Annotated in this window: 28 protein-coding genes; 20 read left to right on the top strand and 8 right to left on the bottom strand. The window is 62.9% G+C overall.

Annotation, left to right across the window (positions count from 1 at the left end; genetic code table 11):
* Position 1: 1 nt before the first annotated feature.
* Positions 2 to 355: an ArsC family reductase gene (locus NKH23_RS26850; RefSeq protein WP_352720703.1), complete on the top strand. Its 354-nt coding sequence runs from the start codon at positions 2 to 4 to the stop codon at positions 353 to 355.
* Between the two features lie 158 nt (positions 356 to 513).
* On the opposite strand, the gene NKH23_RS26845 is transcribed toward NKH23_RS26850, so the two are convergent.
* The 3 genes from NKH23_RS26845 to NKH23_RS26835 all read right to left on the bottom strand — a co-directional run bounded on the left by NKH23_RS26845 (position 514) and on the right by NKH23_RS26835 (position 3,156).
* Positions 514 to 876, bottom strand: a complete 363-nt coding sequence (locus NKH23_RS26845; protein WP_352915806.1) for a DUF488 domain-containing protein — start codon at positions 874 to 876, stop codon at positions 514 to 516.
* Between the two features lie 27 nt (positions 877 to 903).
* The gene (locus NKH23_RS26840; RefSeq protein ID WP_352720661.1) at positions 904 to 2,160 is read right to left on the bottom strand and encodes an aminopeptidase; all 1,257 of its coding nucleotides are present in this window, start codon (positions 2,158 to 2,160) and stop codon (positions 904 to 906) included.
* A gap of 81 nt (positions 2,161 to 2,241) precedes the next feature.
* Positions 2,242 to 3,156, bottom strand: coding sequence for a LysR substrate-binding domain-containing protein (locus tag NKH23_RS26835; protein ID WP_352720659.1), 915 nt, complete (start codon positions 3,154 to 3,156; stop codon positions 2,242 to 2,244).
* Between the two features lie 97 nt (positions 3,157 to 3,253).
* Here NKH23_RS26835 and NKH23_RS26830 point away from each other — a divergent pair, with 97 nt between their 5' ends.
* The 3 genes from NKH23_RS26830 (at position 3,254) to sbmA (ending at position 6,125) form a co-directional block, all read left to right on the top strand.
* A complete protein-coding gene (locus tag NKH23_RS26830; protein WP_352720657.1) occupies positions 3,254 to 3,463 on the top strand; it encodes a hypothetical protein in 210 nt (69 codons plus the stop codon).
* 113 nt (positions 3,464 to 3,576) lie between these two features.
* Positions 3,577 to 4,731, top strand: a complete 1,155-nt coding sequence (locus NKH23_RS26825; protein ID WP_352720655.1) for a YbfB/YjiJ family MFS transporter — start codon at positions 3,577 to 3,579, stop codon at positions 4,729 to 4,731.
* A 116-nt stretch (positions 4,732 to 4,847) separates the two neighbouring features.
* On the top strand, positions 4,848 to 6,125 hold the full coding sequence (gene sbmA / locus NKH23_RS26820) for a peptide antibiotic transporter SbmA (protein WP_353035761.1): 1,278 nt from the start codon (positions 4,848 to 4,850) through the stop codon (positions 6,123 to 6,125).
* A 27-nt stretch (positions 6,126 to 6,152) separates the two neighbouring features.
* Here sbmA and NKH23_RS26815 read toward each other — a convergent pair whose 3' ends face one another.
* Positions 6,153 to 7,145, bottom strand: coding sequence for a polysaccharide deacetylase family protein (locus NKH23_RS26815; RefSeq protein WP_352720701.1), 993 nt, complete (start codon positions 7,143 to 7,145; stop codon positions 6,153 to 6,155).
* 204 nt (positions 7,146 to 7,349) lie between these two features.
* Between NKH23_RS26815 and NKH23_RS26810 the strand changes: the two genes are divergently transcribed.
* The gene (locus tag NKH23_RS26810; RefSeq protein WP_023674063.1) at positions 7,350 to 8,015 is read left to right on the top strand and encodes a tetratricopeptide repeat protein; all 666 of its coding nucleotides are present in this window, start codon (positions 7,350 to 7,352) and stop codon (positions 8,013 to 8,015) included.
* 6 nt (positions 8,016 to 8,021) lie between these two features.
* On the top strand, positions 8,022 to 9,455 hold the full coding sequence (gene der / locus NKH23_RS26805; protein ID WP_353035759.1) for a ribosome biogenesis GTPase Der: 1,434 nt from the start codon (positions 8,022 to 8,024) through the stop codon (positions 9,453 to 9,455).
* Positions 9,456 to 9,703: 248 nt separating this feature from the next.
* On the opposite strand, the gene NKH23_RS26800 is transcribed toward der, so the two are convergent.
* Positions 9,704 to 10,459, bottom strand: coding sequence for an SDR family NAD(P)-dependent oxidoreductase (locus NKH23_RS26800; protein WP_352720648.1), 756 nt, complete (start codon positions 10,457 to 10,459; stop codon positions 9,704 to 9,706).
* Between the two features lie 188 nt (positions 10,460 to 10,647).
* Between NKH23_RS26800 and NKH23_RS26795 the strand changes: the two genes are divergently transcribed.
* The 6 genes from NKH23_RS26795 to NKH23_RS26770 all read left to right on the top strand — a co-directional run bounded on the left by NKH23_RS26795 (position 10,648) and on the right by NKH23_RS26770 (position 14,750).
* Positions 10,648 to 11,220, top strand: a complete 573-nt coding sequence (locus NKH23_RS26795) for a L,D-transpeptidase (protein WP_353035757.1) — start codon at positions 10,648 to 10,650, stop codon at positions 11,218 to 11,220.
* Positions 11,221 to 11,419: 199 nt separating this feature from the next.
* Complete coding sequence (locus tag NKH23_RS26790) at positions 11,420 to 11,554, top strand: ABC transporter (protein WP_292659957.1); 135 nt, start codon at positions 11,420 to 11,422, stop codon at positions 11,552 to 11,554.
* Positions 11,555 to 11,702: 148 nt separating this feature from the next.
* Positions 11,703 to 12,275, top strand: coding sequence for a hypothetical protein (locus tag NKH23_RS26785; RefSeq protein ID WP_352720699.1), 573 nt, complete (start codon positions 11,703 to 11,705; stop codon positions 12,273 to 12,275).
* A 202-nt stretch (positions 12,276 to 12,477) separates the two neighbouring features.
* Positions 12,478 to 13,065, top strand: a complete 588-nt coding sequence (locus tag NKH23_RS26780) for a protein-S-isoprenylcysteine O-methyltransferase (protein WP_352720697.1) — start codon at positions 12,478 to 12,480, stop codon at positions 13,063 to 13,065.
* An 18-nt stretch (positions 13,066 to 13,083) separates the two neighbouring features.
* Entirely contained in the window at positions 13,084 to 13,863 is a 780-nt protein-coding gene (locus NKH23_RS26775; RefSeq protein ID WP_352720645.1) for a hypothetical protein, read from the top strand.
* A complete protein-coding gene (locus NKH23_RS26770; RefSeq protein ID WP_352915800.1) occupies positions 13,860 to 14,750 on the top strand; it encodes an SDR family NAD(P)-dependent oxidoreductase in 891 nt (296 codons plus the stop codon). The genes NKH23_RS26775 and NKH23_RS26770 overlap by 4 nt, the downstream gene beginning before the upstream one ends.
* Before the next feature lie 451 nt (positions 14,751 to 15,201).
* On the opposite strand, the gene NKH23_RS26765 is transcribed toward NKH23_RS26770, so the two are convergent.
* Positions 15,202 to 16,119, bottom strand: coding sequence for a LysR substrate-binding domain-containing protein (locus tag NKH23_RS26765; protein WP_352915797.1), 918 nt, complete (start codon positions 16,117 to 16,119; stop codon positions 15,202 to 15,204).
* Between the two features lie 120 nt (positions 16,120 to 16,239).
* On the opposite strand from NKH23_RS26765, the gene NKH23_RS26760 reads away from it, so the two are divergent.
* The 7 genes from NKH23_RS26760 (at position 16,240) to NKH23_RS26730 (ending at position 21,785) form a co-directional block, all read left to right on the top strand.
* Positions 16,240 to 17,559, top strand: a complete 1,320-nt coding sequence (locus NKH23_RS26760) for an MFS transporter (protein ID WP_352720639.1) — start codon at positions 16,240 to 16,242, stop codon at positions 17,557 to 17,559.
* Between the two features lie 107 nt (positions 17,560 to 17,666).
* Positions 17,667 to 18,851, top strand: a complete 1,185-nt coding sequence (locus NKH23_RS26755) for a cell wall hydrolase (RefSeq protein WP_352720637.1) — start codon at positions 17,667 to 17,669, stop codon at positions 18,849 to 18,851.
* 255 nt (positions 18,852 to 19,106) lie between these two features.
* Complete coding sequence (locus NKH23_RS26750) at positions 19,107 to 19,505, top strand: AtpZ/AtpI family protein (protein ID WP_352720635.1); 399 nt, start codon at positions 19,107 to 19,109, stop codon at positions 19,503 to 19,505.
* A gap of 70 nt (positions 19,506 to 19,575) precedes the next feature.
* Positions 19,576 to 20,334, top strand: coding sequence for a F0F1 ATP synthase subunit A (locus NKH23_RS26745; protein WP_352469059.1), 759 nt, complete (start codon positions 19,576 to 19,578; stop codon positions 20,332 to 20,334).
* A 67-nt stretch (positions 20,335 to 20,401) separates the two neighbouring features.
* Entirely contained in the window at positions 20,402 to 20,626 is a 225-nt protein-coding gene (locus NKH23_RS26740; RefSeq protein WP_006206606.1) for a F0F1 ATP synthase subunit C, read from the top strand.
* Between the two features lie 81 nt (positions 20,627 to 20,707).
* The gene (locus NKH23_RS26735; RefSeq protein WP_352720631.1) at positions 20,708 to 21,283 is read left to right on the top strand and encodes a F0F1 ATP synthase subunit B; all 576 of its coding nucleotides are present in this window, start codon (positions 20,708 to 20,710) and stop codon (positions 21,281 to 21,283) included.
* Positions 21,284 to 21,293: 10 nt separating this feature from the next.
* Positions 21,294 to 21,785 (top strand): F0F1 ATP synthase subunit B, encoded by a 492-nt coding sequence (locus NKH23_RS26730; protein WP_352915794.1) that lies wholly within the window; start codon positions 21,294 to 21,296, stop codon positions 21,783 to 21,785.
* A gap of 247 nt (positions 21,786 to 22,032) precedes the next feature.
* Here the strand turns inward: NKH23_RS26730 and rnhB are convergent, their stop codons facing one another.
* Positions 22,033 to 22,728, bottom strand: a complete 696-nt coding sequence (rnhB, locus tag NKH23_RS26725; RefSeq protein ID WP_352720629.1) for a ribonuclease HII — start codon at positions 22,726 to 22,728, stop codon at positions 22,033 to 22,035.
* A 168-nt stretch (positions 22,729 to 22,896) separates the two neighbouring features.
* On the bottom strand, positions 22,897 to 24,051 hold the full coding sequence (locus tag NKH23_RS26720; RefSeq protein WP_352720627.1) for a PA0069 family radical SAM protein: 1,155 nt from the start codon (positions 24,049 to 24,051) through the stop codon (positions 22,897 to 22,899).
* 151 nt (positions 24,052 to 24,202) lie between these two features.
* Between NKH23_RS26720 and NKH23_RS26715 the strand changes: the two genes are divergently transcribed.
* Positions 24,203 to 24,706, top strand: coding sequence for a glycosyltransferase (locus NKH23_RS26715; protein ID WP_292664385.1), 504 nt, complete (start codon positions 24,203 to 24,205; stop codon positions 24,704 to 24,706).
* Positions 24,707 to 24,763: the final 57 nt, after the last annotated feature.

Genomic DNA, 24,763 nt, shown 5'->3' with positions numbered 1-24,763 from the left:
TTTGACGATCACCATGTACGGCATCACCAATTGCGACACGGTCAAGAAGGCGCGTGTCTGGCTGGCGAGCCATGATGTTGCCTATCGCTTTCATGACTACAGGGTAGACGGACTGGATGCGGATCGGCTGAACGGCTGGTCAGGCAAGGTCGGCTGGGAAATCCTGCTCAACAAGGCGAGCACGACGTTTCGCGAATTGTCGGACGAGGACAGGCTGGGCCTGGATGAGAAGAAGGCCAAGGCGCTGATGCTGGCCAAACCGACGATGATCAAGCGGCCGGTGCTGGAATTTGGTGACAGGATTCTCGTCGGCTTCAAGCCTGATGTTTATCAGCAGACGGTTGGGCGGAAGTGAAGTCGCGGTGCCTATCCTGTCGTCATCCTATGGCGGAGCAAGGAGCGAAGCGACGCGGCGCAGACCATAGGATCCATGCCGTGACGTTTGAGCATTGCAACCTTGCAGGTTCTACTCCGCCGCATCCTTCGGCTGAAGTTGCGGCATGGATCCTCGGGTCAAGCCCGAGGATGACGAAGTAGATATTCCGCCAGCGCCACCGCATTGTTATGCGTCTCATCATGCGCGCCGTAGATCAGCGTCACCCGGCCTTTGCCCAGCAAGGCGCGCAGCTGCCCGACCGCCTCGCCATTGCTGTCGAGCTCGGCGCGGTATCGCCGCTGGAACTCCGCCCAGCGCGCCGGGTCGTGGCCGAACCATTTGCGCAACGCATTGCTCGGCGCGATGTCCTTCAGCCAGACCGTTAGCGCGGCGTCTTTGCCACGGACGCCGCGAGGCCATATCCGGTCGACGAGCACCCGCTGCCCGTCAGCGGGCGCCGGCGGCTCATAGATGCGCTTGATCTCAATATCTACGCCCATGGGATCCGGGAACGCCGCGCAGTCGTGTCAGACCCACTCGCCCTTGCGCATCACCGGCACGCGGCTGCCATCCTTATGGACGCCGTCTATGTCGATCTTGTCCGAGCCGATCATCCAGTCGATGTGGATGAAACTCTTGTTGCCGCCGCGCGCCGCGATCTCGTCCTGGCTGAGCGAGGCGCCGTCGACGAAGCACTTCGAATAGCACTGGCCAAGCGCGATGTGGCAGGCGGCGTTCTCGTCGAACAGCGTGTTGAAGAACAAGAGCCCGCTCTTGGCGATCGGCGAGGAATGCGGCACCAGCGCCACCTCGCCGAGACGGCGCGAGCCTTCGTCTGTGTCCAGCACTTTTTGCAGTACATCCTCACCTTTCGAAGCTTTTGCCTCGACGATACGGCCCGCCTCGAAACGCACCGCAATGCCGTCGATCAGCGTGCCCTGGTAGGACAGCGGCTTGGTGCTCGTGACATGGCCTTCGACGCGCCTTGCATGCGGCGTGGTGAAAACCTCTTCGGTCGGGATGTTGGGGTTGCAGGTGATGCCGTTCTTGGCGGTCGAGGCGCCGCCCATCCACTCGTGGCCGTCAGCCAGCCCGACGGTCAGGTCGGTGCCGGGGCCGGTGAAATGCAGCGCATGGAAATTGTGGCCGTTCAGCCATTCGGTGCGGCTCTTAAGCGCCGCATTGTGCGCCGTCCAGTTGCCGATCGGGTCTTCGACGTCCACCCGCGAGGCGGCAAAGATGGCGTCCGCAAGCTTGGCCACGGCGACGTCTTCGGCGTCGTTCGGAAACACTTGTTTGGCCCAGGCCTGATCGGGATAAGCCACAATGTTCCAGTTGATGTCGAAGCCGGTGATCTTCTCCAGCGCCGGCTGGTAGGCCATCGAATTCGCCTTGTTGGCACGCGCCACCTTTGCCGGGTCCTGAGAAGAAAGCAGCGACGGATCCTCGCCGCGCACGGCAAGCCTCGCCGCATTGCTGGCGAAGGCTTTTGCCATGCCTTCATAGAGCCAGCCGGCGGCGCGGTCGAAACCAGCGTCGGCGCCATAGCGGAAGCGCGCCAGCATGATCTCGTCATCGTTGAAGATCGGCGTCACCAGGCCGGCGCCCGCCTTGTAGGCGTGCTCGACGATCCGCCGCGTCAAAGGCAGCGCTGCAATAGACGAGGTCAGCACCAGATCCTGCCCCGGCTGCAATTGCAGCCCAACCTTGACGGCGACCTCCGCCAGCCTGTCGAGCTTCACCGGGTCGATAGTTGCGGAAACGCCGCGCGAATGTGTGGTCATGATCCTGCCTGCCGTGATTGGGGACTGTTTCTTACATAGACCGGCGCTACCGACCTTTCCACCGTGATGATGCCGGCAGGCTCAGCTGGCGCTCTCGAGCGACCTGAACTGCGCCATCGTCGCCTCGATCTCTTCGCGCACCCAGGTCTTGAAATCCCTGACCTTGCGGCTTTCGCTCTTGCTGGCCGAAGTCACCAGCCAATAGCCGAGGCCGCTCTGCGCGCGTATGCCGAACGGCGCGACAAGCCGGCCGTCGGCCAGCGCGTCGGCGGCCAGCAACTGCCAGCCGAGCATGACGCCGTGACCGGCAATCGCCGATTCCAGGCACAGCATCGGATCGGTGAAGCGCGCGCCTTTCATGAAGGTGACCGGCTCCACCCCGGCCGCTTCGAACCAGCTCTCCCAGCTGATCATCGATCTTTCGTCGGTGATCGCACAGGTCAAAGCAAGGTCGTCTATCGATTTCAGCTTGCTGGCGATCACCGGTGCACAGACCGGAAACACCTCCTGCGCCAGCAGCAATTCGGCCCGCCCGCCCGGCCATTTGCCGTCGCCGAGCCGGATGGCGACATCGATGTCCGAACGATCGAGATCGGCAAGCCGTACCGAGGCGTCGATGCGCAGGAGCACGTTCGGATGCCGGGCAAAATGCCGCGACAGCCGCGGCAGCAGCCATTTCGAGGCGAAGGCCGGCGCTACCGAAACCACCAGCGTGCACTCCGAGCTTTCATCGGCAAGCGCCATCGCCTGCGCAAGTTCGCGAAAGCCTGCGCTGAGCCGCGTTGTGAAGATGGCACCGAATTCGGTCGCTACCAGGCCAGCCGCCGTTCGGTCGAATAGCGCCCGGCCAAGCTGCTTTTCGGTCCGGTTGATCTGCTGGCTGACGGCGCTGACCGAGACGTTGAGCTCGCTGGCCGCAGCCGCAAGCGAGCCCAGGCGCGCGACGGCTTCGACGGCGCGCAAGCCGTTGAGATGGACGCGGTTCAGCATAGCCATACAGTTTTTCTAAACTCGAACGGCTGAAATCTCAATTGCCAGACACTGCCGGATGCCGGATTCTAAGTGGGTTACTCAGAGTGAGGAGGCAAACCTGATGAAGATTTTATCATGGCTCAGCGCCTTTTCCCCGATCGGAACGCAGCCACACCGGCATGACAGCGGGGCCGCCAGCTGGGGGACTGATCCGCTGTCGCATCCGGTGCTCGACACCATGTCGGAGCGCGAGCTCGCCGACATGCCATTCAGGCTGACTGCGCGTCGTACCCGCTTCGAGACGGCCCCGCCAAGGACCTGCTGCGGCTGAACAAGGACTTGCTGGCACTTTAGGTGAGCCGGCCGCCGACGTGGCTGCGCAGCCCTTCTGGCCCAATAAAAGGCGGATTGTCTCACCGGCAGGCGCACCTATGGTGCGCCGCGATGAACATCGCTTCGCCTTTGCGCCTGGCAATCGCCGGCATGATTGCCCTGGCTGTCGCCATGGGCATCGGCCGCTTCGTCTATACGCCGATCCTGCCCGGCATGATGGAAGAGCTCGGCCTGTCGCCGGCCGATGCCGGCTGGATCGCATCGGCCAATTATCTCGGCTACCTCGTTGGCGCGCTTGCCGCCACCGGCGGCTGGGCGCAAGGCCGCGAGCGCCAGCTGATGCTGGCCGGCCTTGCCGCCACCGCGATCCTCACCGGCCTGATGGGCCTGACCGGCACCATGCCCGCCTTCCTCCTCATCCGCTTTCTTGCCGGCCTCGCCAGCGCCTTCGTGCTGGTCTTCATGACCAGCATCGTTTTCGGCCACCTCGCCGCGGCCGGGCGAAACGACCTGCAGGCGCTGTATTTCGGCGGTGTCGGCCTCGGCATCGCGGCGTCCTCGGCGCTGTTGGCAGTCCTCGTCACCGAACATGCCGGCTGGGCTGCGGGCTGGCTGTGGTCCGCGGTAATTTCAGCCTGCGGCTTTGCCGCCGTTGCCTTGCTGGCCGGCGGCACCTCGGCCGCGAACAGCACCACCGGGAGCGAGCCGGCACTGCCGAAAGACCGGTCGCTGGTGAAGATCATCGTCGCCTACGGCCTGTTCGGCTTCGGCTACATCGTCACGGCAACGTTCCTGGTCGCGATCGTCCGTCAGGGCGGCGGCGGCCGCGTCTTCGAGGCTGTGGTCTGGATGGTCACCGGACTTGCCGGTTTTCCTTCGGTCTGGCTGTGGCAGAAGCTCGCGGCTAAAATCGGGCTCTATGCCACCTACGCCCTGGGGTGCCTGGTCGAGGTGGTCGGCGTCAGCGCCAGTGTCGTCATGGGCGCGCGCACCGGGCCGCTGCTCGGTGGCCTTCTCGGCGGCGGCACCTTCATCGCCATCACCGCGCTTGGTCTGCAGGCCGGCAGGCAGCTTGCCCCGCAAGCACCACGCCGGATGCTGGCGGTGATGACGGCCGCCTTCGGCCTCGGCCAGATCATCGGCCCGATCGTCGCCGGGCTGCTCGCGCAGGCCTCGGGTAACTTTTTCCTTGCCTCGATCGTGGCCGCAGCCGTGCTGCTGGCCTCGGGTGCGATCGCCTGGTCGGCTGCGCCAAAATCGCCATGATTATGGTCTTGCTCGACGACCGGCATTGGGTAGCGGGCATTTTCTTTCCCACTAATGTGTGACTTTATGCGCGTTGAACCCCGCTGATTTGCGCATCGACCGAGGATTTCCCCACAGTGTTTATATCCTTCTTCCCGCAGCCGAAGCTCTTCTTCTCTTCGGTAGCCGTCTGGAGCCTTGCCGCTATCCTGTTCTGGTTTTTCGGTGGCGAACAGCTGGGCGCTGTGTTCGGCTTGCCGCCGGCTGCGGCTGATGCACCGCCCATTATCGGTATCGCCGTACTCTGGTCGAACCCGTTTCTGTGGTTCTATCTCTATTTCGCTTTTTGCGTTGCCGTCTTCTATGCATTCTGGAGCTGGTATGCGCCGCATCCGTGGCAAAACTGGTCGATATTGATCAGCGCGGTCATCCTGTTCCTCATCTATTTCAATGTACAGGTCAGTGTCGCGGTCAACGCCTGGTATGGGCCTTTCTTCGACTATATCCAGGGATTGATGTCGGGGACCATTAAATCCACCGACGCAGAGTTTTATGCCGGATTGGCCAGCTTTTCATGGCTCGCGCTGATAGGAATGAATGTGCAGGTCGTCAATGCCTTCATCGTGAGCCACTGGATATTCCGCTGGCGCACCGCGATGAACAATTACTTCGTGGAGAACTGGAGCAGGCTCCGCCACATCGAGGGCGCCTCACAACGTATTCAGGAGGATACGATGCGGTTCTCGCAGATCATGGAAGATCTGGGTTCCAGCTTTGTCCAGTCGATCATGACCTTGATCGCATTCCTGCCGGTGATGATTCAACTGCAGAGCCATATCAGCGAACTGCCAATCGTCGGTGCGATTCCGCAGCCACTGGTCGTTGCCGCGCTTGCCTGGTGCCTGTTCGGAACGATTTCGGTTATGGTTGCGGGTTTGAAGTTGCCTGGGCTGCAATTTCGCAATCAACGTGTCGAGGCTGCTTATCGCAAGGAGCTCGTCTACGGCGAGGATCATGCGGACAGGGCTCAGCCTGCAACCACTGCCGAGCTGTTTTCCAAGGTCCGTCAAAACTATTTCCGGCTGTATTTTCATTATATCTATTTCAATATGGTGCGTTACACCTACCTGCAGGCCGACAATATCTTCGCCATGCTGATCCTTGGGCCATCCTTCGTGGCTCACAGGATAACTTTCGGACCCTTCCAGCAGATTTCCAACGCCTTCGGCCGAGTAACAGGGTCGCTCCAGTTCCTGCTCACATCCTGGTCGACCATCGTTGAATTGCAGTCGGTGCACAAACGCCTACGCGCCTTCGAGGCGACGCTGGAAGGGGAACCGCTGCCTGAAATCGACCAGCGCTATCTGGAGCGTGAGCAAGCCGGCCTGCGCCCCGAGGATCAGCCGGTAAGCTAAAGAGTAGCGGGCGGCGAGCGCTTCCGCTCAGCCGCCCACCGCTGCCTGCCGTTCGCCTCGCCGCGAAACATAATCGCGAAAGCTGATACACTCGACTTGTTTCATCACGCAGACCTCGCCGGCAAAGCGTTCCAGCGCGTTCCAGTAGGCGCCGTCGTTCATCAGGGTGAAATGAAAGCCGAGCTGCAGCGGGATACGCTTGCCCCGGTATTGCGCATCGAAGGCGGCGCGGAATGCGGCGTAGGTCCGCTCGGCGAATTCGGCCGCCATGCTCGGCCGCTCGAAGCCGCCGGAATGCCTGACATAGAGATTGTAATCCATGGCGATCACCCGCCTTGAGCTCGGCCCTTCCGGAATCTGCGGCAGCGAAAAGCGCGTGACGCCGTTGACGGTCGGCGGCTCGACCGGCCCACGCGAGACGCCGCTTGCGTCGAGTAGGAAGCCGGCCGCGGGCAGCGCCTCGTAGAGCGCCTTGTTTGCCGACAGATAAGGCGCGCGAAACCCGACCACCGATTTGCGGGCGAAATCGCGCCAGCCCTTCGGTTCAGGAGCAATGCCGTTGATCGAATAGGCGTTTTCGAGAATATGCCTGAATGAGCCGAACTCGCTCAGCCAGTCGGCTTTGCTCCAGTCCTTGCCGTCGAAATGGCCGCAGCCATGGCTGCCGATATCGTGGCCTTCGGAGGCGGCGAGGTCGATCTGCTCGAGCCGGTCGGCGACTTCCTGTCTGGAGGCGGCAAAGCCGATATTCGATTTGCCTTCTGTCTTGCCCGGCGCGGTGTATTCCTTGCGTGTCTCGGGCGACAGCAGGAACACGCAGGAGACGAAATAGGTGAAATGCGCACCGGTGCGCTGGGCCAGCGCCCGGCTGCGCTGCCACTGCGAAATGTCCCGGGCACTGTCGAACGAGATGATGATGATCTGCTTCGGTTTTGCCGGCGCCGCCGGCGGGTCGGCAAAAGCCGCGCCGGTTGCAAGCGCGGCAATCGAAAACGCAACAACGCGGGACAAACGGGGCAAAGGCATCTGACCGGATCAAGGAATGTAGAAGCACCGCCTACCGGTGAAATATGGCACGGATACGATCGACCCGTGCGGCCGCCTTTGGCGGCGACTGCCTCGTGAATAGGCGATTTTCCTGCCGAACCCCTTCCATGCCGGCAAAATTTCGCTAAAACGCGGGCTCATCAACCGCCCCGGCCGGGGCATGAATGGTTTTGATCCATGTCGGACGACAGTTTTATCCGCGAAGTCAACGAAGAGATTCGTCGCGACCAGGCGCATGCGCTGTGGGACCGTTTCGGTCCCGCCTTGCTCGTGCTGGCCGTGCTGGTGGTGCTTGGCACTGCTGCTGTCGTCGGCTACCGCTATTGGGACGAGACCCGCGCCAACCGCTCGGGCGATGCTTTTTCGCAGGCGCTCAAGCTCGCCAATGACGGCAAGAACGACGAGGCGCTTGCCGCTCTGGAGGCGTTGGAGAAGGACGGCTACGGCGCCTATCCGCTGCTCGCCCGCATGCGTGCGGCAACCGTCAAGGCGGACAAGGGCGACGTCGACGCCGCCGTCAAGGATTTCGACGAGGTCGCCGCCGACACCAAGATCCCCTCCGGTATTCGCGACATGGCTCGTCTCAGGGCAGCGCTGCTTCTGGTCGACCACGGCTCTTTCGCCGATGTCTCCAGCCGCGTCGAGGCGCTCACCGCCGACACCAACACACTGCGCCATACGGCGCGCGAAGCGCTTGGCCTTGCTGCCTGGAAGGAAGGCAAGGCGGCGGATGCATTGAAGCTGTTCGACCAGATCGCCGCCGATGACGGCGCCCCGCGCAACACGCGCGAGCGGGCGACTTTGATGTCGGAGCTGATCCGCGGCTCGGGCGGTGTATCGTAACAACGGATGACCTTCAAAGTCGCCATCATCGGCCGGCCTAACGTCGGCAAATCGACCCTTTTCAACCGGCTGGTGGGAAGGAAGCTGGCGCTTGTCGACGATACGCCGGGCGTCACCCGCGATCGTCGCGTCCATGCCGCCAAGCTCTACGATCTGCATTTCGACGTCATCGATACCGCCGGCTTCGAGGATGCGGCGGCCTCGACGCTGCCCGGCCGCATGCGCGCCCAGACCGAGATCGCCATCCGCGAGGCCGACCTGATCTTTTTCACAATCGATGCCAAGTCCGGGCTGATGCCCGACGACAAGACCTTCGCCGAGATCGTGCGCAAGTCCGGCAAGCCAGTTGTCGTCGTCGCCAACAAGGCCGAGGCGCGGGGCGCCCAGGGCGGCATGCTGGAGGCCTGGGAGCTCGGCCTTGGCGAGCCGATCCCGGTCTCGGCCGAACACGGCCAGGGCCTGCCTGATTTGCGCGACGCCGTGATCGCGGCACTTGGCGAGGCGCGCGCCTTCGGCGAGGACGAAGAGGCCGGCGAGGAGGAGGTCGCCGCCAGCGAGGTGCTGATCGGCGAGGACATCACCGACCCGGACGCCGAGCCGAGCTATGACGACACCAAGCCGATGCGCATCGCCGTCGTCGGCCGCCCCAATGCCGGCAAGTCGACGCTGATCAACGCGCTGATCGGCGAGGAGCGGCTGTTGACCGGCCCCGAGGCCGGCATCACCCGCGATTCCATCTCGGTCGACTGGGACTGGCATGGCCGCCGGTTGAAACTGTTCGACACCGCCGGCATGCGCCGTAAGGCCAGGATCCACGAAAAGCTGGAAGTGATGTCGGTGCAGGATGGCTTGCGCGCCATCCGCTTTGCCGAGATCGTCATCATCGTGCTCGACGCCACCATTCCCTTCGAGAAGCAGGATCTGCAGATCGCCGACCTGATCATCCGCGAGGGCCGTGCCCCGGTGATCGCCCTCAACAAATGGGACCTTGTTGATCATCCCCAGGAGTTGCTGGCCGAACTGCGCGAAAAAACCGAGCGGCTTCTTCCGCAGGCGCGCGGCATGCAGGCGGTGCCGGTCTCAGCCGAGACCGGGCGCGGTCTCGACAAGCTGATGGATGCGGTGATCAGGACGCATCGCGTTTGGAACAGTCGTGTCTCGACCGGCAAGCTCAACCGCTGGCTGGAAGGCATCCTGGCACATCATCCGCCGCCCGCCGTCGCCGGGCGTCGGCTGAAGATCAAATATGTCACGCAAGCCAAGACGCGGCCGCCGGGCTTCGTCGTCTCCTGCTCACGCCCCGATGCGATGCCGCAATCCTACGTCCGCTATCTCTCGAACAGCCTGCGCGAGGCTTTCGACATGCCCGGCGTGCCGATCCGCATCGCCTTGCGCACCTCGGACAATCCTTTTGCCAGCAGGGCGAAGAAGCGCCACTGACCGCCACGTCTTCTGGGCGCCCGCATCAGGTACGCTCCGCCGGCCGCTCGCGGGCAGCGCCTGCACATTTTCGGGCAGGCGATTCCACCGCCACCTGCAGCAGGATGTCGGCAAGTCGCGCCGCCACCGGGTCTGGCTCGGCCTCCCTTGCGACGCGGGAACAGCGCCATCTCAGGCAGTGTGGGCAGTCCGGCGATCTGCGTCATTGCCCTGACAATAGCCAGCACGAGTGGGGACAGCCACTGCACCTAATGGGCGGTGTAAGCTCCGTCCACCAGATGGTAGCTCCCAGTGATAAAGCTGGCCTGGTCGGACAAGAGGAAGCACACAAGAGCCGCTACTTCTTCCGGTTTCCCGCGCCTGCCCATCGGCTGCAGGCCTGCCATGCGCCGGGTGGCTAATGCCTCCATTTGCTCCGATAAAAGAGGCGTTTCGATCAAGCCGGGGCCGACTACATTGATCCGGATGCCCATCCTCGCATATTCGATCGCCGCAACTTTGGTTAGTCCAACGACTCCGTGTTTCGCTGCCGTGTATGCGGACGCAGTTGGCAAGCCGACGGAACCGAGAACGGAGGACATGTTCACGATGGCGCCTCCGCCTCGATCCAGCATGGCGGCGATTTCGTACTTCATGCTGTAGAAAACGCCATTAAGATTGACGTTTATCAGCTTGTGCCAGTTGTCGAGCGGATAGTCTGCTGTTGCTTTTCGAACGCCGTCGATACCTGCATTGTTTACCGCCATATCCAGTCCGCCGCATTTCTGGACAGTGAACTCGATCAGCTTTTCCACGGCTGCCGCATCCGTGACATCTACCGCAAAGTCGTAGGCCCGGCCTCCTTGCGAGCTTATTTCGGCGGCTTTGCAGTGCGCGGCCTCGGCATCAAGGTCGGCGACAACAACCTCGGCTCCTTCTTGCGCGAGTTGCCGTGAAACAGCCGCCCCTATTCCGGAGCCTGCGCCGGTCACAATCGCGACTTTACCGTGGAAGTCAGGCTTCATCGTCTCTGTCCTATGCCCATTTGACATAACCGAACAGAGGCAGACGGTTATCGCAAGAAGTTTCGCTCCAATTCGCTTGTTAATCCTGTGAATTCATTTTTGCCACCACACAGCGAGACTTGGCCCGCAGGCCTTGGAATGGTAGAGACGAGGGCGGCGGTAGATGACCAGTTTCCTAGCAGGTACAAATGGAAGAACACCACATTGCGCGCCGGGGGCTCGTGCTGGGTAGTCTGGCTCTGATGATCTCCGGATGCACGTCGATTTCATCCGCGTTCGGACCAAGGCGTGGCCTGAATCCTCGTTACCGACGGCAGCATGTGCGGTACGACGGAAACGAGCCGGCCGGAACGATCGTCGTCGATACTTCGCAACGTTTTCTCTATGCCGTCGAGACGGACGGGTGGGCGACGCGCTACGGCGTTGGCGTCGGCGAGCAGGGACTTTCGTTCAAGGGTACAGCGACCGTCGGCCGCAAGGCGGACTGGCCGTCGTGGACACCCACCGCCAGCATGATGCAGCGCAAGCCGCGCCTGGTGCAGTATGCAGGGGGGGTCCCTGGCGGACCAAACAACCCGCTTGGTGCGCGTGCCCTTTATCTCTATCGCGACGGGCGCGACACCCACTTCCGGATACATGGTACAAACGAGCCATGGACGATAGGCACAGCGGTATCGAACGGGTGCATCCGTATGATAAATGACCACGTCATTGACCTCTACGACCGTACTCCTTTGGGCACGACGGTGGTGGTTGTTTGATGGTGGGCAGGCCTGATCTCCGTTGGACGGTGAACCCTGCCAGCACGTCACCGCAAAGGTGCCGCCGACAACCGGGTGCCAACTGTGTCATTTCTGCACTAGGCGTTGGTGTAGATCGCAGCTAACTTCGTGGGGCTGCATATCGTTTTATTTGTGGCGATTCTATAGGCTATTCCGCCCCCGGGGAAAGGATTGCTTGATGAGCAGGATATTGATTGCAATGGTTGCTGTGCTCGCCGTTGCCAGCCTGAGCGGCTGCGCGAACGACTGGATCGGCAAAGGAAAGGGTAAAGCTCCGGCGCCCGCTCCGGTAGAGCAACCAGTGATTAAGTAAGGACCGGCTTGTATGGGGAAGGGGTGCCAAGCCCTTCCCCATACATACGCAGCCGGGGCTTTGGCCGGCTTCATAGCCTAGGGCGCGGTTGGCGGGCATAGGCCGTTATTAAGTCTGTGCTTTGTGAAGTTCGGGAATGGACGCGGCGATGACGCTTGTAAATAGCCGTCTCTTGCTTGTGGCGTTGGTGGCCCTCCCGGCAGCGGCATGTCAGACGAAAGACCTGCCGCCCCAGCCGAATTTCATATCTTATGCCGATGGCGGAGCTGCGCCTCAAAAAAACGACGAGCGGTACTTCATCGAGTTCCGCTCCCGCTACGCCCTAAGCTACGGCCACACCTACGCAGTTTTTGGGCGCGTGGACCGGGCCGGGAGAATGATCGATCCCCAAGTCGCGGGCCTTCACCCGGCTTCGAACAGTGCGGTTCCCTATGTTCTGGGCCATGTCGTGCCGGTGCCAGCCGAAACCGGGTGGAGCGACGGTGATCTGGAAGAACCATACAGATCCGCAAGCTGGCAAATCATACTGACCCGGGCCGAATACGACAAAGTCGTTGCCTACATCCGCAAGCTGCAGGCGAGTTCGCATGTCTGGCAGGCGACGGTCTTGAACTGCAACGGGTTCGTGGCGAACATCGCTCATTCCATGGGATATAAGACTCCCGCCATTCAGCTCCGGCCGCAACAATTCATAACCGAGCTTCGGGAGATGAATACATAACCAAGATTCGAGGGATGAATGGGGACCGAATGCGATCGGTACTGCCCCTCCTGCTTTCGCGTCTGCGGACTAACTCGGAGAGGATCGCTGCGCCTGAAGGTCGGCCGGTGACGAAATCGAGGGCGATGGGTGAAGTGGCCATACCCAGGGGCAGCTGCTACAGTCGCGATCGCAGAAAGGGCGCTGGTGACCTGAAGTGAGCATTGCGGCAGCCTCACTTGGCGAGGTCATTTGGGTGATCGGCATCGTTGCTTGGTACGTGATCCGGTATCCCTTCGAGCGCCGGGCAAGGCGCGTGCGAATTGTAACTGGCTACCGCTCACGTTCAGAGATCGTCGGGCTTGCATCTGCTCTGTTTGGCCTCGCAATCCTGCCTGCCTTCTATGTTGTCACCGGCATGCCCGCAGCGGCTGACCACCCGGCCAGCGCGTGGGCCGTGGCTCTCGGCACAATCATCTTCTGCTCCGCGCTATGGGTTTTTCGCAGGTCCCACAAGGAACTTGGCCGGAACTGGTCGATTACGCTGGAGATCCGCGAACGGCATGAACTCATCTGCGCCGGACCATACGCCTTGGTCCGCCACCCGATGTATACCTCGTTCCTGCTCATGGGCCTCGGCCAGGTCTTTCTGCTGCCGAACTGGATTGCGGGCATATCGGGTTTGATTGGGTTCGCAGTCCTTTTCCTGCTGAGAGTGGACAAGGAAGAGCGTATGATGCTGGAGAATTTCGGCCCGCAATACCGTGCCTATATGGAAAAGACCAAGCGAATACTCCCTTATCTTTATTAGAGATTAGAGGTACGTTTGATGCGAGGCCGAGCCCTCAAGCTTTCCGCGCCCCGGCGCCTTGTTGGCGACCTGATGAGGTTTTCGATCGGCGTGCCACGGGTCGCGGTACAGCGTCAGATGAACCTCGGCCCCCTCGTAACGGCTCGAATGGGGCAGCAGACCAGGCCCTCGTGGACCGCGATCTTCCTGAAAGGATATGCGCTTCTCGCCCTAGAGATGCCGGAACTGCGGCGCGCCTATGTCAAGTTGCCCTGGCCGCAGCTTTACGAGTATCCGGCAAGCGTAGCCTCGATTGCCCACGAGCGCGAATATGATGGCGAGCCGGCGGTTCTGCTGAGCTGCATCAAGCGCCCGGAGCGCTACTCCATCACGGAACTTGAGGGATCCATCCACGCGGCTCGATCACGGCCGATCCTGGAGGTCCCGGAGTTCCGGCGTGCCTTGCGGATGGCAGGTGCGCCCGCGCCAGTCAGGTGGCTGCTTATGTGGCTAGGGTTGAACATCGCCCGGCAAAGGGCAAATTACTTCGGTACCTTCCAACTGTCCGTCTATTCTGGTCTCGGTGCCGAATCACTCAACCCGCTGACACCATTGACCACGCTTCTCAACTACGGTCCGATCGGCAAAGACGGATCGGTGAATGTCCGCATCCACTACGATCACCGGGTCATGGATGGAGCGAACGTTGCACGAGCACTGGAGAGATTCGAAAAGATCCTGAACGGCATTGTCGCCGATGAAGTGATGCTGCTCGATCCAAGTGTTGCCGCTCCTGCAGGACAGAGGAACGCGACATGATTTCGCACTGTGAATTCCGGCCCGCCGTCGTCGTGATTGGCGGCTCGGGTGGAATTGGCCGGGCAATTGCGAGCGTCGCTGCACGGGAGCGCGGTGCGGTTGTGCTGGTTGCCCGCTCGCCCGAGGGTTTGGCCGCTGCGGCGTCTGAGGTTCGGGAGAGGGGTGGCGAGGCATTCACGCTCGAGTTGGATCTCGTGGCAGGCGATGCGCCAACGCGCCTGGAGGGCTTCCTGTCCGCACACGGCCTGGTCTGTGATGTCCTGGTCAACAGCGCCGGCTATGGCCTGCGGGGCGCGACGACGGCGCTGCCTATTGATAGTCAACTCGGCATCATCGATCTCAACATACATTCCCTCACAGAACTGACCCTCCATTTTCTGCCGGGGATGGTGGCGCGCCGACGGGGCGGGGTGCTCAATCTCAGTTCCGTGGCCGGGTTCGTTCCCGGGCCTTATATGGCTCTGTACTTCGCTAGCAAAGCTTTCGTGCGCTTCTTCTCAGAGGCGCTTCACCAGGAATTGCGCCGAACCGGTGTGACGGTCACATGCGTTGCACCAGGCCCGGTGTCGACGGAGTTTCTCGCAAGGTCAGGCGCCAATCAGACGGTGCTCTTCAACATCTTGCCCAAGGTGGATCCGGAGTATGTGGCCGAACGGGCGTGGCGAGGGTTCAAATCCGGTCGTCGCCTCGTCGTACCGGGAATCTCGGCCAAGTTGGCTGCCCTTGCAGCGGCGCTCCTGCCTTCCGCAGCGCTGCTGCCCCTGGTCGGCCGGCTGCAACGCGGCGGCAATGATCAATGTCCTTGCGGTTCAGGTATGAAGTTCAAGAAATGCTGCGGTACCCGCCAGATTCAGCTACGCCGGGGCCCTCGGGGAATTATCCCCTGACCGGGACCAGCACGCCACCGAAAAAGCTCGTTGAAGCAAGAGACCGCTCGCCGATGACTGGCGTTAAGCATGTTGGTAGCATAGAGGCGAGGCTTTCGACATGCCCGGCGTGCCGATCCGCATCGCCTTGCGCACCTCGGACAACCCGTTCGCCGGCAAGGCGAAGAAGCGCCGTTAGATCATCATTCGCGGAACCTTGCGAGACGTCGGCGGGACAGCGCCCCCCTCTGCCCTGCCGGGCATCTCCCCCACTTGGGGGAGATTGGCCGTCCCCTCCGCTTTAGCCAATCTCCAACGCCGAAAGACGGGTGGGACGGCGAAGCTGCTAATCTCCCCCCTCGTGGGGGAGATGTCCGGCAGGACAGAGGGGGGCGCGAGGGATCGCCAGCATTACTGCTTCTTCGACCGACTAAGTCATAGAGCGCCCTGCGGCCCTTTCGGCTCGTCTGCGCTAGGCCGCTTTCCTCAGACCATCCGCGTCGCCACTTCCTGGCAACGCTTCCAGCGCCGCCTGCAGCAGGATGTCGCCAAGCCGCGCCGCTACCGGGTCGGGCTCGGCCTCCTTGCGGTGCAGGAACAGCGCCATCTTGGGCAAGGCGGGCAGCCCGGCGATCTCCGGCGTCATCGCCCTGACCGTGGCCGGCAGGCCGATATCGGTGCGGATCGTCAGTCCGAGCCCCGCGGCGACGGCTGCCCAGATGCCGCCAAGGCTCGGGCTGGAGAAGGCCATCCGCCATGCCAGGCCGGCACGGTCCAGCGTTTCGGTCGCCACACTGCGCAGCAGGCACGGCGCCTCGAGCGCCACCAGCGGTAACGGCTCGCCTTCGCGCAGGCTGGTCTCGATCTGTTTTGCCGGGCCGATCCAGCGCATCTGGACGTCGGCGACATGCCGGCTGTAAGGCAGCGTCGCGCCATTGTGCCAGGCAAGCGCGATATCGAGGTTGCCCGAAATGATCCGTTCGGCGAGCTCATGGCTGCGTGCGATCCTGGCTTCGATCTTGACCTTGGGATGGGCGCGGGCGAAGCGCCCGAGCACCTCGGGCAGCACCGCCTCGCCGAAATCCTCCTGTAGCCCAAGCCGCACCCAACCCTCCAGCTCGACATCGTGGATGGCGGAGGCGGCCTCGTCATTGAGCTCGATCAGCCGCCGCGCATAGCCGAGCATGGTCTCCCCCGCGTCCGTCAGCGCCAGGCCGCGCCCCGATTTGCGGAAGATCGGCGTCGCCGCCTGCTCCTCCAGCTTCCTCAGTTGCGCACTGATTGCCGAGGTCGAGCGGCCGAGCCGGTCGGCTGCCTTGGCGAAGCTGCCCAGCTCCATGCCGGTGACGAAGCTGCGCAGGACGTCGAGATCGAATGTCACGCGTCGCATGGCAATAGTCCTGATATTTGGGACATTTCGTACAAAATTTCCTGATATTCAGTACGAAGCTATGGCGGTAGAGACAGCGCGTCAAGACCGAACGCAACCAGCCCATGCAGGAGCTGAACCATGTCCGCTGTCGCCACAGGACCAGATTGCAAACCGCTTCGCCCAGGCGCCGTTGCCGCCCCGTCGGAAGCGGCGGCGCTTCGAGCCAATCATCGCTGGAAGGTGCTGGGCATCGGCGTCGCCGCCAACACCTGCTTTTCCGCGACCTTCTCCGGCATTCCGGCGACGGCGGTGTTCCTGCGCTCGGGCTATCATCTCTCCAATGGCGAACTCGGCCTGGCGCTTGGCCTTCTCGGCCTGGGCGTGGCGCTGAGCGAATTGCCGTGGGGGCTGCTGACCGATCGCTGGGGCGACCGCCGCGTGCTGCTGACCGGGCTTGGCGCAACCGCGGTTTGGCTGCTTGTCATGGCCGCGCTGGTGGTGCCGTCACCGGCCCATATTCCCGGCGTCGCGCTTCTCGCCGCTGCCCTGCTGGTCACCGGATTGCTCGGCGGCAGCGTCAACGGCTCCAGCGGCCGCGCCATCATGGCCTGGTTCGGCGAAGGCGAGCGCGGCTTTGCCATGAGCATCAGGCAGACGGCGGTGCCGCTTGGCGGCGGGCTTGGCGCGCTCGTGCTGCCATCGCTCGCTTCAGCCCATGGCTTCACGGCGGTCTTCGGACTTCTGGCGGCTGCATCCGCCGTCTCGACCTCGCTCGCCTGGCGCTGGCTGCATCAGCCGCCGGCGCATGACGGCGCGCATTCGAGCAGCACGGCATTGCCGGCCGGCCCGGCGCCGCTGCGCAACCCGGCCGTCTGGCGCATCGCAACAGCCATCGGCCTGCTATGCTTTCCGCAGGTGGCGGTGCTCACCTTTGCTTCCGTCTTCCTGCATGATTTCGCCGGCATGGGCACAGCCGTGATCAGCGCCAGCCTGGCTGCCGTGCAGGTCGGCGCCATGGTCATGCGCGTCTGGAGCGGTCGCTACACCGACCGTCATGGCAATCGCCGGCCGTTCCTGCGTCTGTGCAGCATGCTGAGCGTGGTCGCCTTCACCGTGCTTGCCGCGCTCGTCTTGTTGGCGGCCCAATTCTTGTCAGGCCAAGTGCCGATGCTTTCGCTGGCGATCGTTGCGGTGCTGGTCGTGGCCGGCATCTGCGTCTCCTCCTGGCACGGCGTCGCCTACACCGAGCTTGCGACGCTGGCCGGCGCGAGCCAGGCCGGAACGGCGCTCGGCCTCGCCAACAGTCTGGTCTTCATTGCCTTCTTCCTGGTGCCGATCGCCATTCCCGGGCTTCTCGTGCTCGGCTCGTGGGCAGGCGTCTGGCTGGGTGCGGCTATTTGCGCGCTGATCGCCTGGCCGATCTTTCTTCCGTCAACGGATAGCCGCAAAAGCGCCTGACTTCGACACGAGATGGGAAAACAACGTTCTAAGCTGTTAACGCCCCATCAAGGTTAATGCATCATTGTAGCTCTCCAGTGGGGTCCGTCGCGTTTCTGGAGAGTTCCGTGCATCGACGTGTTTTGACGCGGCTTGTCGCCGCCGCCGGTGAGAAAAAGCGTTCCTTCCTGTCTCCGTTTATTATTGGTCTTGGCATCTGGGTCGGCTTTCCGACGGTCGTTGCCTATCAGGACATGACCAGCCTGGTCTCCGGCCTGGAGGCGCCGAGCGTCCGCTGGAACGCCTATGTCGAGAAATCCGTCGCCGGCTCCGTTCACGCCGCCGAAATGCCCTTCCTCGATTCCAGCAGCACCGGCTCGCTGTCCGGCTCCGGTGTCCAACTGCCCGGCATCGGCACCGTTTCGTTTCGCGGCAAGGGCGGCAGCGCCGGCACGACGCCGGACGAGGAACGCATCATGCGCGCCGACAAGAAGGGCCGCATCATCCAGGTCTCGCCCGTTTCGCCGCCGAAGAACTTCAACGCCGGCTCGATCTTCGAGCGCACCTCTTCGCTGCTCCGCCCAAGCATGGACAGCGGGCTGAGGATGGCCTTCGCCAAGCCCGAGATCAAAGGCAAGGAAATCCAGATCGCCGCCGCCTTCCACACGCGCGTCGACAAGAAGCCGGATCCCGGCGTGCCGGCGATGCTTGCCGCGCTGGTCAACAACGATCATCCCGACGTGCTGGCAACCGCCTATGCCTCGTCGGCTCCCGATTACGCACAGGCGTCGCCTTTCGAGGCCTTGCTGCAGGACGAGGACCCGAACGATGGCCGCTTCATTCCGCCGCTGAGCAAGGGCGATCATTCTTGGATGCAGACGCCGCTGCCGGCGAGCGTCTTTTCCAAACCGGAGCAGGCCTGTCTCGCCAACGGCATCTATTTCGAGGCGCGCGGCGAATCCGTGCGTGGCCAGGCCGCCGTCGCCCAGGTCATCCTCAACCGCGTCCGCAACCCGGCCTATCCGAACTCGATCTGCGGCGTGGTCTACCAGAACGACAATTGGTTCAACCGCTGCCAGTTTTCCTTCGCCTGCGACGGCAGGAAGAAGCGCATCGACAACCCCGCCGCCTACCAGACCGCCCAGGATGTCGCCATGGCCGTCACAGCCGGCAAGATCTTCATTCCGGAAGTCGGCTCGTCGACGCATTATTACGCCAACTACGTCCATCCGGGCTGGGCGAGGACGATGAAGAAAATGACCAGGATCGGCCTGCACATCTTCTACCGCACCTATGGCGGCGGCTGGAGCTGAGTGCTCAGGCAGCCCTTGCATCTTTCGCGGGAGAGCGGCCGATCGAAGACGCATCGCCGCGGGGATTCGGCCACAGCCCGTCGGGGACGGCGTCGGGCACGATGTCGCACCCAGGCAAGCGGCTGATTTATAACGAAAAAATACTTGAGCTTGAACGTCCGCCCGTGGCTTGACGGGCGCGGACCCTCTAACTATGTTGCCGGCGACTTTAAGAAGCGGACGGACGGTGACGGTCTGACCGGGCAGGGGGGTTGCGTGGCCGACAAGAATGGGCCAGACGGAACCGGAAAAACCGGCCGCGGCAAGCAGCATGAAGCCGACATCCGCGACGACGATCTTGAGCGCCGCCGGCGCGACCTTGAAGCATCGCTTGCGACAAGGCGGCCGGATCGGCTCGAGGGGAAAGACGACGCGAAAGCGGGCAGTGTGGCCGGGTACGGCCAGGCGCTCAAGCTGTCCAGCGAGTTCATCGCCGGGATAGTGGTCGGTGCGGCTCTCGGCTGGTTTATCGATCGCGTGGCGGGGACATCGCCATGGGGTCTGATAGTCGGGCTGCTGCTGGGTTTTGGCGCCGGCGTGCTAAATGTCCTGCGTTCAGCCGGGCTTGTGTCGGATTTCGGAACGGGCGACAAACCGCGCGATCCGAAAGAATGAATTGAGGCGCCGCATGCCGGCGCATTGAACAGGATACTGAAGCCGTCTGCGGCTTTGATGGGGATTTAAAGTGGCTGCTGACAAGGTCGATCCGATTCACCAGTTCCAGATCCATCCGATCATTCCGATTCACATCGGCGGCTACGACCTGTCTTTTACCAATTCGGCTCTGTTCATGCTTGCAACAGTTGCTGTCGCAGCGGCGTTTCTCTACCTCAGCACGTCGAGCCGCAGCCTCGTCCCGGGCCGCCTTCAGTCGGTCTCGGAAATGGCCTATGAATTTGTCGGCAATATGCTGAGGGACGCCGCGGGCACGCAAGGCATGAAGTTCTTCCCCTTCGTGTTCTCGCTGTTCATGTTCGTGCTTGTCGCTAACCTGCTTGGCCTGTTCCCGTATTTCTTCACCATCACCAGCCACATCATCGTCACCTTCGGCCTCGCTGCGCTGGTGATCGGAACGGTCGTCGTCTACGGCTTCACCAAGCACGGCCTTGGCTTCCTGAAGCTGTTCGTCCCGCATGGCGTGCCGATCTACCTGCTGCCGCTGGTGGTGCTTATCGAGGTGATTTCCTTCGTCTCGCGTCCGGTCAGCCTCTCGGTTCGCCTGTTCGCCAACATGCTCGCCGGTCACATCACGCTGAAAGTGTTCTCGGGCTTTGTCGTCAGCCTGAGCGCGCTCGGCGCGGTCGGCGTGGCGGGCTCGGTTCTGCCGCTGGCGATGGCCGTGGCGCTGACGGCGCTGGAGCTGCTGGTCGCGTTCCTGCAGGCCTACGTCTTTGCCGTGCTGACCTGCATGTATCTCAACGACGCCCTGCATCCCGGGCACTGACAAGGTTTCCGGCATTGCCGCCGGATCGATTTTGCAACGGAATTTTAGATCCAAAGGAGTTGAACAAATGGACGCAGAAGCAGCAAAGTACATCGGCGCCGGCATCGCATGCCTCGGCATGGGCGGCGCGGGCATCGGCCTCGGCAACATTTTCGGCAGCTATCTGGCGGGCGCGCTGCGCAACCCGTCGGCCGCCGACGGCCAGTTCGGCCGCCTGATTTTCGGCTTCGCCGTGACCGAAGCGCTGGGTATTTTCTCGCTTCTCATCGCGCTTCTCGCCCTGTTCGGCTGAATACTTGTTCGGCTGAACATTGGGAAGAATTGAACAGGCCGGCCGCGATCTTGCGGCGGGCCTGAATTTCGGGGATAGTCCATGTTCGTGACATCTGCCTTTGCGCAAGAGTCCGCGCCCGCCGTCGAAGGCGGCAGCGCCGCCACCGGCGTGCCTGCCGAGGCGCACGGCACGTTCCCGCCATTCAATCCGGCGACGTACCCGTCACAGCTGCTGTGGCTGGCAATCACTTTCGGGCTGTTCTACCTCTTCTTGAAACGGGTAGTGATGCCGCGCGTCGGCGGCATCATCGACGTTCGCAACGACCGCATCACGCAGGATCTCGATCATGCTGCCCGGCTGAAAAGCGAGGCCGATGCCGCCGTTGCCGCCTATGAGCAGGAATTGGCGGAAGCCAAGGGCAAGGCCAATGCGATCGGCCAGCAAGCCAACGATGCGGCCAAGGCGGAAGCCGAAGCTGCCCGCAAGACGATCGAGGCAGCGCTTGACCAGAAGCTTGGCGAGGCCGAGGCGCGTATTTCTTCCATCAAGGCCAATGCCATGAAGGAAGTCGGCACCATCGCCGAGGACACCGCTTCGGCCATCGTCGAGGCGCTTGTCGGCGGCAAGGCCAGCAAGGCCGAAATCGCGGCCGCCGTCAAATCCGTGGCCGGGTGAGGAGCGCATCATGGACGCCACATCTCTCGCGACGCTTTGGGCAACCGTTGCCCTCGTAATCTTCCTCGGCATTGCCATCTACATCAAGGTGCCGGGCATGATCGCCAAGGCGCTCGATGCGCGGGCCGACAAGATCAGCTCCGAGCTCGAGGAAGCGCGCCGGTTGCGCGAAGAGGCCCAGCAGCTGCTCGGCCAATACCAGCGCAAGCGCAAGGAAGCCGAGCAGGAGGCCGCGGCCATCGTCGCCGCCGCCAAGCGCGAAGCCGACATGCTTGCCGCCGAGGCGCACAAGAAGACCGAGGACTATGTCGCCCGGCGTACCGCCTTGGCCGAGCAGAAGATCGGCCAGGCCGAGCGCGAGGCGATCGGCGAAGTGCGCGCCAGCGCCGTCGACATCGCGGTCGAAGCCGCGCGCGCGCTGCTGGCCGGCAAGATCGACGCCAAGGCCGGCGCCGGCCTGTTCAACGCCTCGCTGCAGGATTTGAAGTCGAAGCTGAACTGAACGGCTGCATCAACAAGTCATCGAAAGCCGCCTGAGAAACCTGGCGGCTTTTTTGTTAGCGAAAGCAGAGCGCGTAATCTCCCCCCTCGAGGGGGAGATGGCCGGCAGGCCAGAGGGGGTCGCCGCGCGTGGAGCGCCAGCCATTTCTGTCGTTCAACATGGTGTCGCGCCAGGACGTACCGACCCCCTCTGTCGCCTTCGGCGACATCTCCCCCTCGAGGGGGGAGATTACGCCTGGCCGGATCGCTCAATCCAGGCCCGAAAGGCCCTCTTCCTCCAGCACCTCGGTGCCGCCGAACCGGAACGGCGCGAAGGAGGCGCGGTGCAGCCGCGCCACTGGTCCATGCAGATCGATCGCCGTGCGATGGCGGACAGTGGCGTAGCCCATATGCAACTCGAAGCCGTAATGCACATGATGGCTGCCGCAGCCGCACATCATGCGGTCGCGCATCACCTTGGCGACGATCGAGGCTGCGGCGATCGACTGCGAGCGCTGGTCGCCCTTGATCAGCGCTCTGCCCTCGCAGGGCAGGCCAGGCGGCACGTCGCGGCCGTCGGCCAGCGCCAGCTTCGGCCGGATTGACAGGCCTGCCACGGCACGGCGCATCGCTTCTAGGCTGGCCTTGAGGATGTTGGAGGCATCGATGCCTTCGGCGCTGACCGAGGCCATCGATACGGCGAGCGCGGAGCCGAGGATTTTCAGGAACAGTGCCTCACGCTGCAAATGCGTCAGCCGCTTGGAATCATCGAGGCCGTCGGGGATGTTGGCGGGATCGAGAACCACCGCTGCCGCCACGACCGGCCCGGCGAGCGGGCCGCGGCCGGCCTCGTCCGTTCCCGCCACCGGCCACAGGCCTTCGGCCATCGCCTTCGTCTCGAAGGAGAAGTCGGGTCTCTCGACGATTTCGAAGAGAAGCGGAGAATCGGAACGCGGGCGAGCCATGGTGCGGCGAGGTTCGCATCGGCTCCGATTCTCCGCAAGTCCCTCCGGGTCGGGCGGGGCACCGGACCAGGAGGGGGCTACCGTCTGCAAGCCCGGGGACAGGACAGGCCGGACGGGATTTTTTCGCCTGCTGCCGGCCGTTTCAATCGGCTGGCGCGAGACGCTTTGTCACAGCAGCATCAGCTGCTCGGTTGCCTTGGCAGCAGGGATGAACCGGTCGGTCCTCAGCGAGCGCCGCTCGGCATTGAGGCCGAGCCGTTTGGCAGCGATCTCGAAGCGCCGGCCGATCTGCCAGGCATAGGGGCCGGAGCCTTTCATGCGCTTGCCCCATTCCGAATCGTAGTCCTTGCCGTCGCGCATCGAACGGATCAGCGACATGACATGGCGATAGCGGTCGGGATAGTGGCGCAGCAGCCAGTCCTTGAAGATCGGCGCGACCTCCAGCGGCAGGCGTAGCAGCACATAGCCGGCCTCGCGCGCGCCCGCTGCCTGCGCCGAATCGAGGATGCGCTCCATTTCCGGGTCGGTCAGTCCGGGGATGATCGGCGCGACCATCACCGAGGCCGGAATGCCGGCGTCCGAAAGCTGCCTGATCGCCTCCAGCCGCTTAGTCGGCGTCGACGCGCGTGGCTCCATGGTGCGCGCCAGCATGCGGTCGAGCGTCGTCACCGACAAGGCCACCTTGGCCAGCCCGCGTTCCGCCATGCGCGACAGAATGTCGATGTCACGTGTCACCAGCGCCGATTTGGTGACGATGCCGACCGGATGCCCGCGCGCCTCCAGCACTTCGAGGATCTCGCGCATGATCCGGTATTGCTTCTCGATCGGCTGGTAGGGATCTGTATTGGTGCCGATGGCGATGGTGCGCGGCTGGTAATTATCCCTGGACAATTCCTTGTCGAGCAGCCGCGCCGCATCCGGCTTGGCAAACAGCTTCGATTCGAAATCCAGCCCCGGCGACAGGCCCATGAAGCTGTGCGTCGGCCGCGCGAAACAATAAACGCAGCCATGTTCGCAGCCGCGATAGGGATTGATCGAGCGGTCGAAGGAGATGTCCGGCGATTCGTTGCGCGTGATGATGGTGCGCGGCTTCTCGACCTGTACCTCGGTCTTGAACGGCGGCAGCTCCTCCAGCGAATTCCAGCCATCGTCGAACACATGCCGGCTGACCGGCTCGAAACGGCCAGACGGATTGATGCCCGCCGACCTGCCGCGATTGCGGTCCGGGCGGACGCGCATGCCGCTCTGCTCGATCATCGCATTCGCCATCTCTGCCCTGCCAGCGCCGAAGGCGGCAATGTCGGCACGCACGATCTGTTCCATTTTGGCCCTTTCCCAGGGACTGTCCGCCCGTTGTCGAATCGCTCTGCTCATGAATGTATTCCTATCGCATCGATGAGAACAAAGCAAGAACTTTCTCGCAGCGCGCCGCAAAAACTGGCGCTGCCCACCGCTTTCCGCTATTCGGCTAAACATGCTCAGCGTCCTGATCGAAACCTTGAATGACGAGGAGGGCCTTGCCCGCACGCTCGCCTCGCTGATCGGTGGCGCGGTCGAAGGCGTGGTGCGCGACGTTCTCGTCTGTGACACCGGCTCGACCGATCAGACGCACCGCGTCGCCGAACATGCCGGCTGCCACTATGTCAGCGGCGGCATCGCCGCCGGCATCAGGCAGGCCAAGGGCGACTGGCTGCTTTTGCTAGAACCAGGCGCGCGGCTGGGGGAGGGCTGGATCGACGAGGTCGTCGCCCATACCGCCAGGCAAACCATGGCGGCGCGGTTCTCGCGGGCTCGCGGCAGCCGCGCGCCCTTCCTGTCACGCGTCTTTGCCGGAAATCGCGCTCTCGCCGAAGGCTTGGTGATCAGCAAGCGTCAGGCCGCGGCGCTGTCGAAGAACGCCCGCAGCGCCGAAGCGATCGCCCGCGGCCTGGCGACCAGGAGGCTCCACGCCGAGATCTGGGTCGCGCCGCGGAAGTGACGGCTTACCGTCCCGGTTCAGGGGCCCAAGCAAATTTTCTGGCGGCTCGTCGTTTAT

The organism is Mesorhizobium sp. M1328, from assembly GCF_040318075.1.
GTDB lineage: Bacteria > Pseudomonadota > Alphaproteobacteria > Rhizobiales > Rhizobiaceae > Mesorhizobium.
Note: the sequence above shows the minus strand (reverse complement) of the source record. Positions and strands in the feature narration are given on the sequence as shown.

Coding starts and splice junctions, on each gene's coding strand:
- NKH23_RS26845 (WP_352915806.1), bottom strand. CDS start 876: ATGGGCGTAGATATTGAGATCAAGCGCATCTATGAGCCGCCGGCGCCC.
- NKH23_RS26840 (WP_352720661.1), bottom strand. CDS start 2,160: ATGACCACACATTCGCGCGGCGTTTCCGCAACTATCGACCCGGTGAAG.
- NKH23_RS26835 (WP_352720659.1), bottom strand. CDS start 3,156: ATGGCTATGCTGAACCGCGTCCATCTCAACGGCTTGCGCGCCGTCGAA.
- NKH23_RS26830 (WP_352720657.1), top strand. CDS start 3,254: ATGAAGATTTTATCATGGCTCAGCGCCTTTTCCCCGATCGGAACGCAG.
- NKH23_RS26825 (WP_352720655.1), top strand. CDS start 3,577: ATGAACATCGCTTCGCCTTTGCGCCTGGCAATCGCCGGCATGATTGCC.
- NKH23_RS26810 (WP_023674063.1), top strand. CDS start 7,350: ATGTCGGACGACAGTTTTATCCGCGAAGTCAACGAAGAGATTCGTCGC.
- der (WP_353035759.1), top strand. CDS start 8,022: ATGACCTTCAAAGTCGCCATCATCGGCCGGCCTAACGTCGGCAAATCG.
- NKH23_RS26800 (WP_352720648.1), bottom strand. CDS start 10,459: ATGAAGCCTGACTTCCACGGTAAAGTCGCGATTGTGACCGGCGCAGGC.
- NKH23_RS26795 (WP_353035757.1), top strand. CDS start 10,648: ATGGAAGAACACCACATTGCGCGCCGGGGGCTCGTGCTGGGTAGTCTG.
- NKH23_RS26790 (WP_292659957.1), top strand. CDS start 11,420: ATGAGCAGGATATTGATTGCAATGGTTGCTGTGCTCGCCGTTGCCAGC.
- NKH23_RS26785 (WP_352720699.1), top strand. CDS start 11,703: ATGACGCTTGTAAATAGCCGTCTCTTGCTTGTGGCGTTGGTGGCCCTC.
- NKH23_RS26775 (WP_352720645.1), top strand. CDS start 13,084: ATGCGAGGCCGAGCCCTCAAGCTTTCCGCGCCCCGGCGCCTTGTTGGC.
- NKH23_RS26770 (WP_352915800.1), top strand. CDS start 13,860: ATGATTTCGCACTGTGAATTCCGGCCCGCCGTCGTCGTGATTGGCGGC.
- NKH23_RS26765 (WP_352915797.1), bottom strand. CDS start 16,119: ATGCGACGCGTGACATTCGATCTCGACGTCCTGCGCAGCTTCGTCACC.
- NKH23_RS26760 (WP_352720639.1), top strand. CDS start 16,240: ATGTCCGCTGTCGCCACAGGACCAGATTGCAAACCGCTTCGCCCAGGC.
- NKH23_RS26740 (WP_006206606.1), top strand. CDS start 20,402: ATGGACGCAGAAGCAGCAAAGTACATCGGCGCCGGCATCGCATGCCTC.
- NKH23_RS26735 (WP_352720631.1), top strand. CDS start 20,708: ATGTTCGTGACATCTGCCTTTGCGCAAGAGTCCGCGCCCGCCGTCGAA.
- NKH23_RS26730 (WP_352915794.1), top strand. CDS start 21,294: ATGGACGCCACATCTCTCGCGACGCTTTGGGCAACCGTTGCCCTCGTA.
- rnhB (WP_352720629.1), bottom strand. CDS start 22,728: ATGGCTCGCCCGCGTTCCGATTCTCCGCTTCTCTTCGAAATCGTCGAG.
- NKH23_RS26720 (WP_352720627.1), bottom strand. CDS start 24,051: ATGGAACAGATCGTGCGTGCCGACATTGCCGCCTTCGGCGCTGGCAGG.
- NKH23_RS26715 (WP_292664385.1), top strand. CDS start 24,203: ATGCTCAGCGTCCTGATCGAAACCTTGAATGACGAGGAGGGCCTTGCC.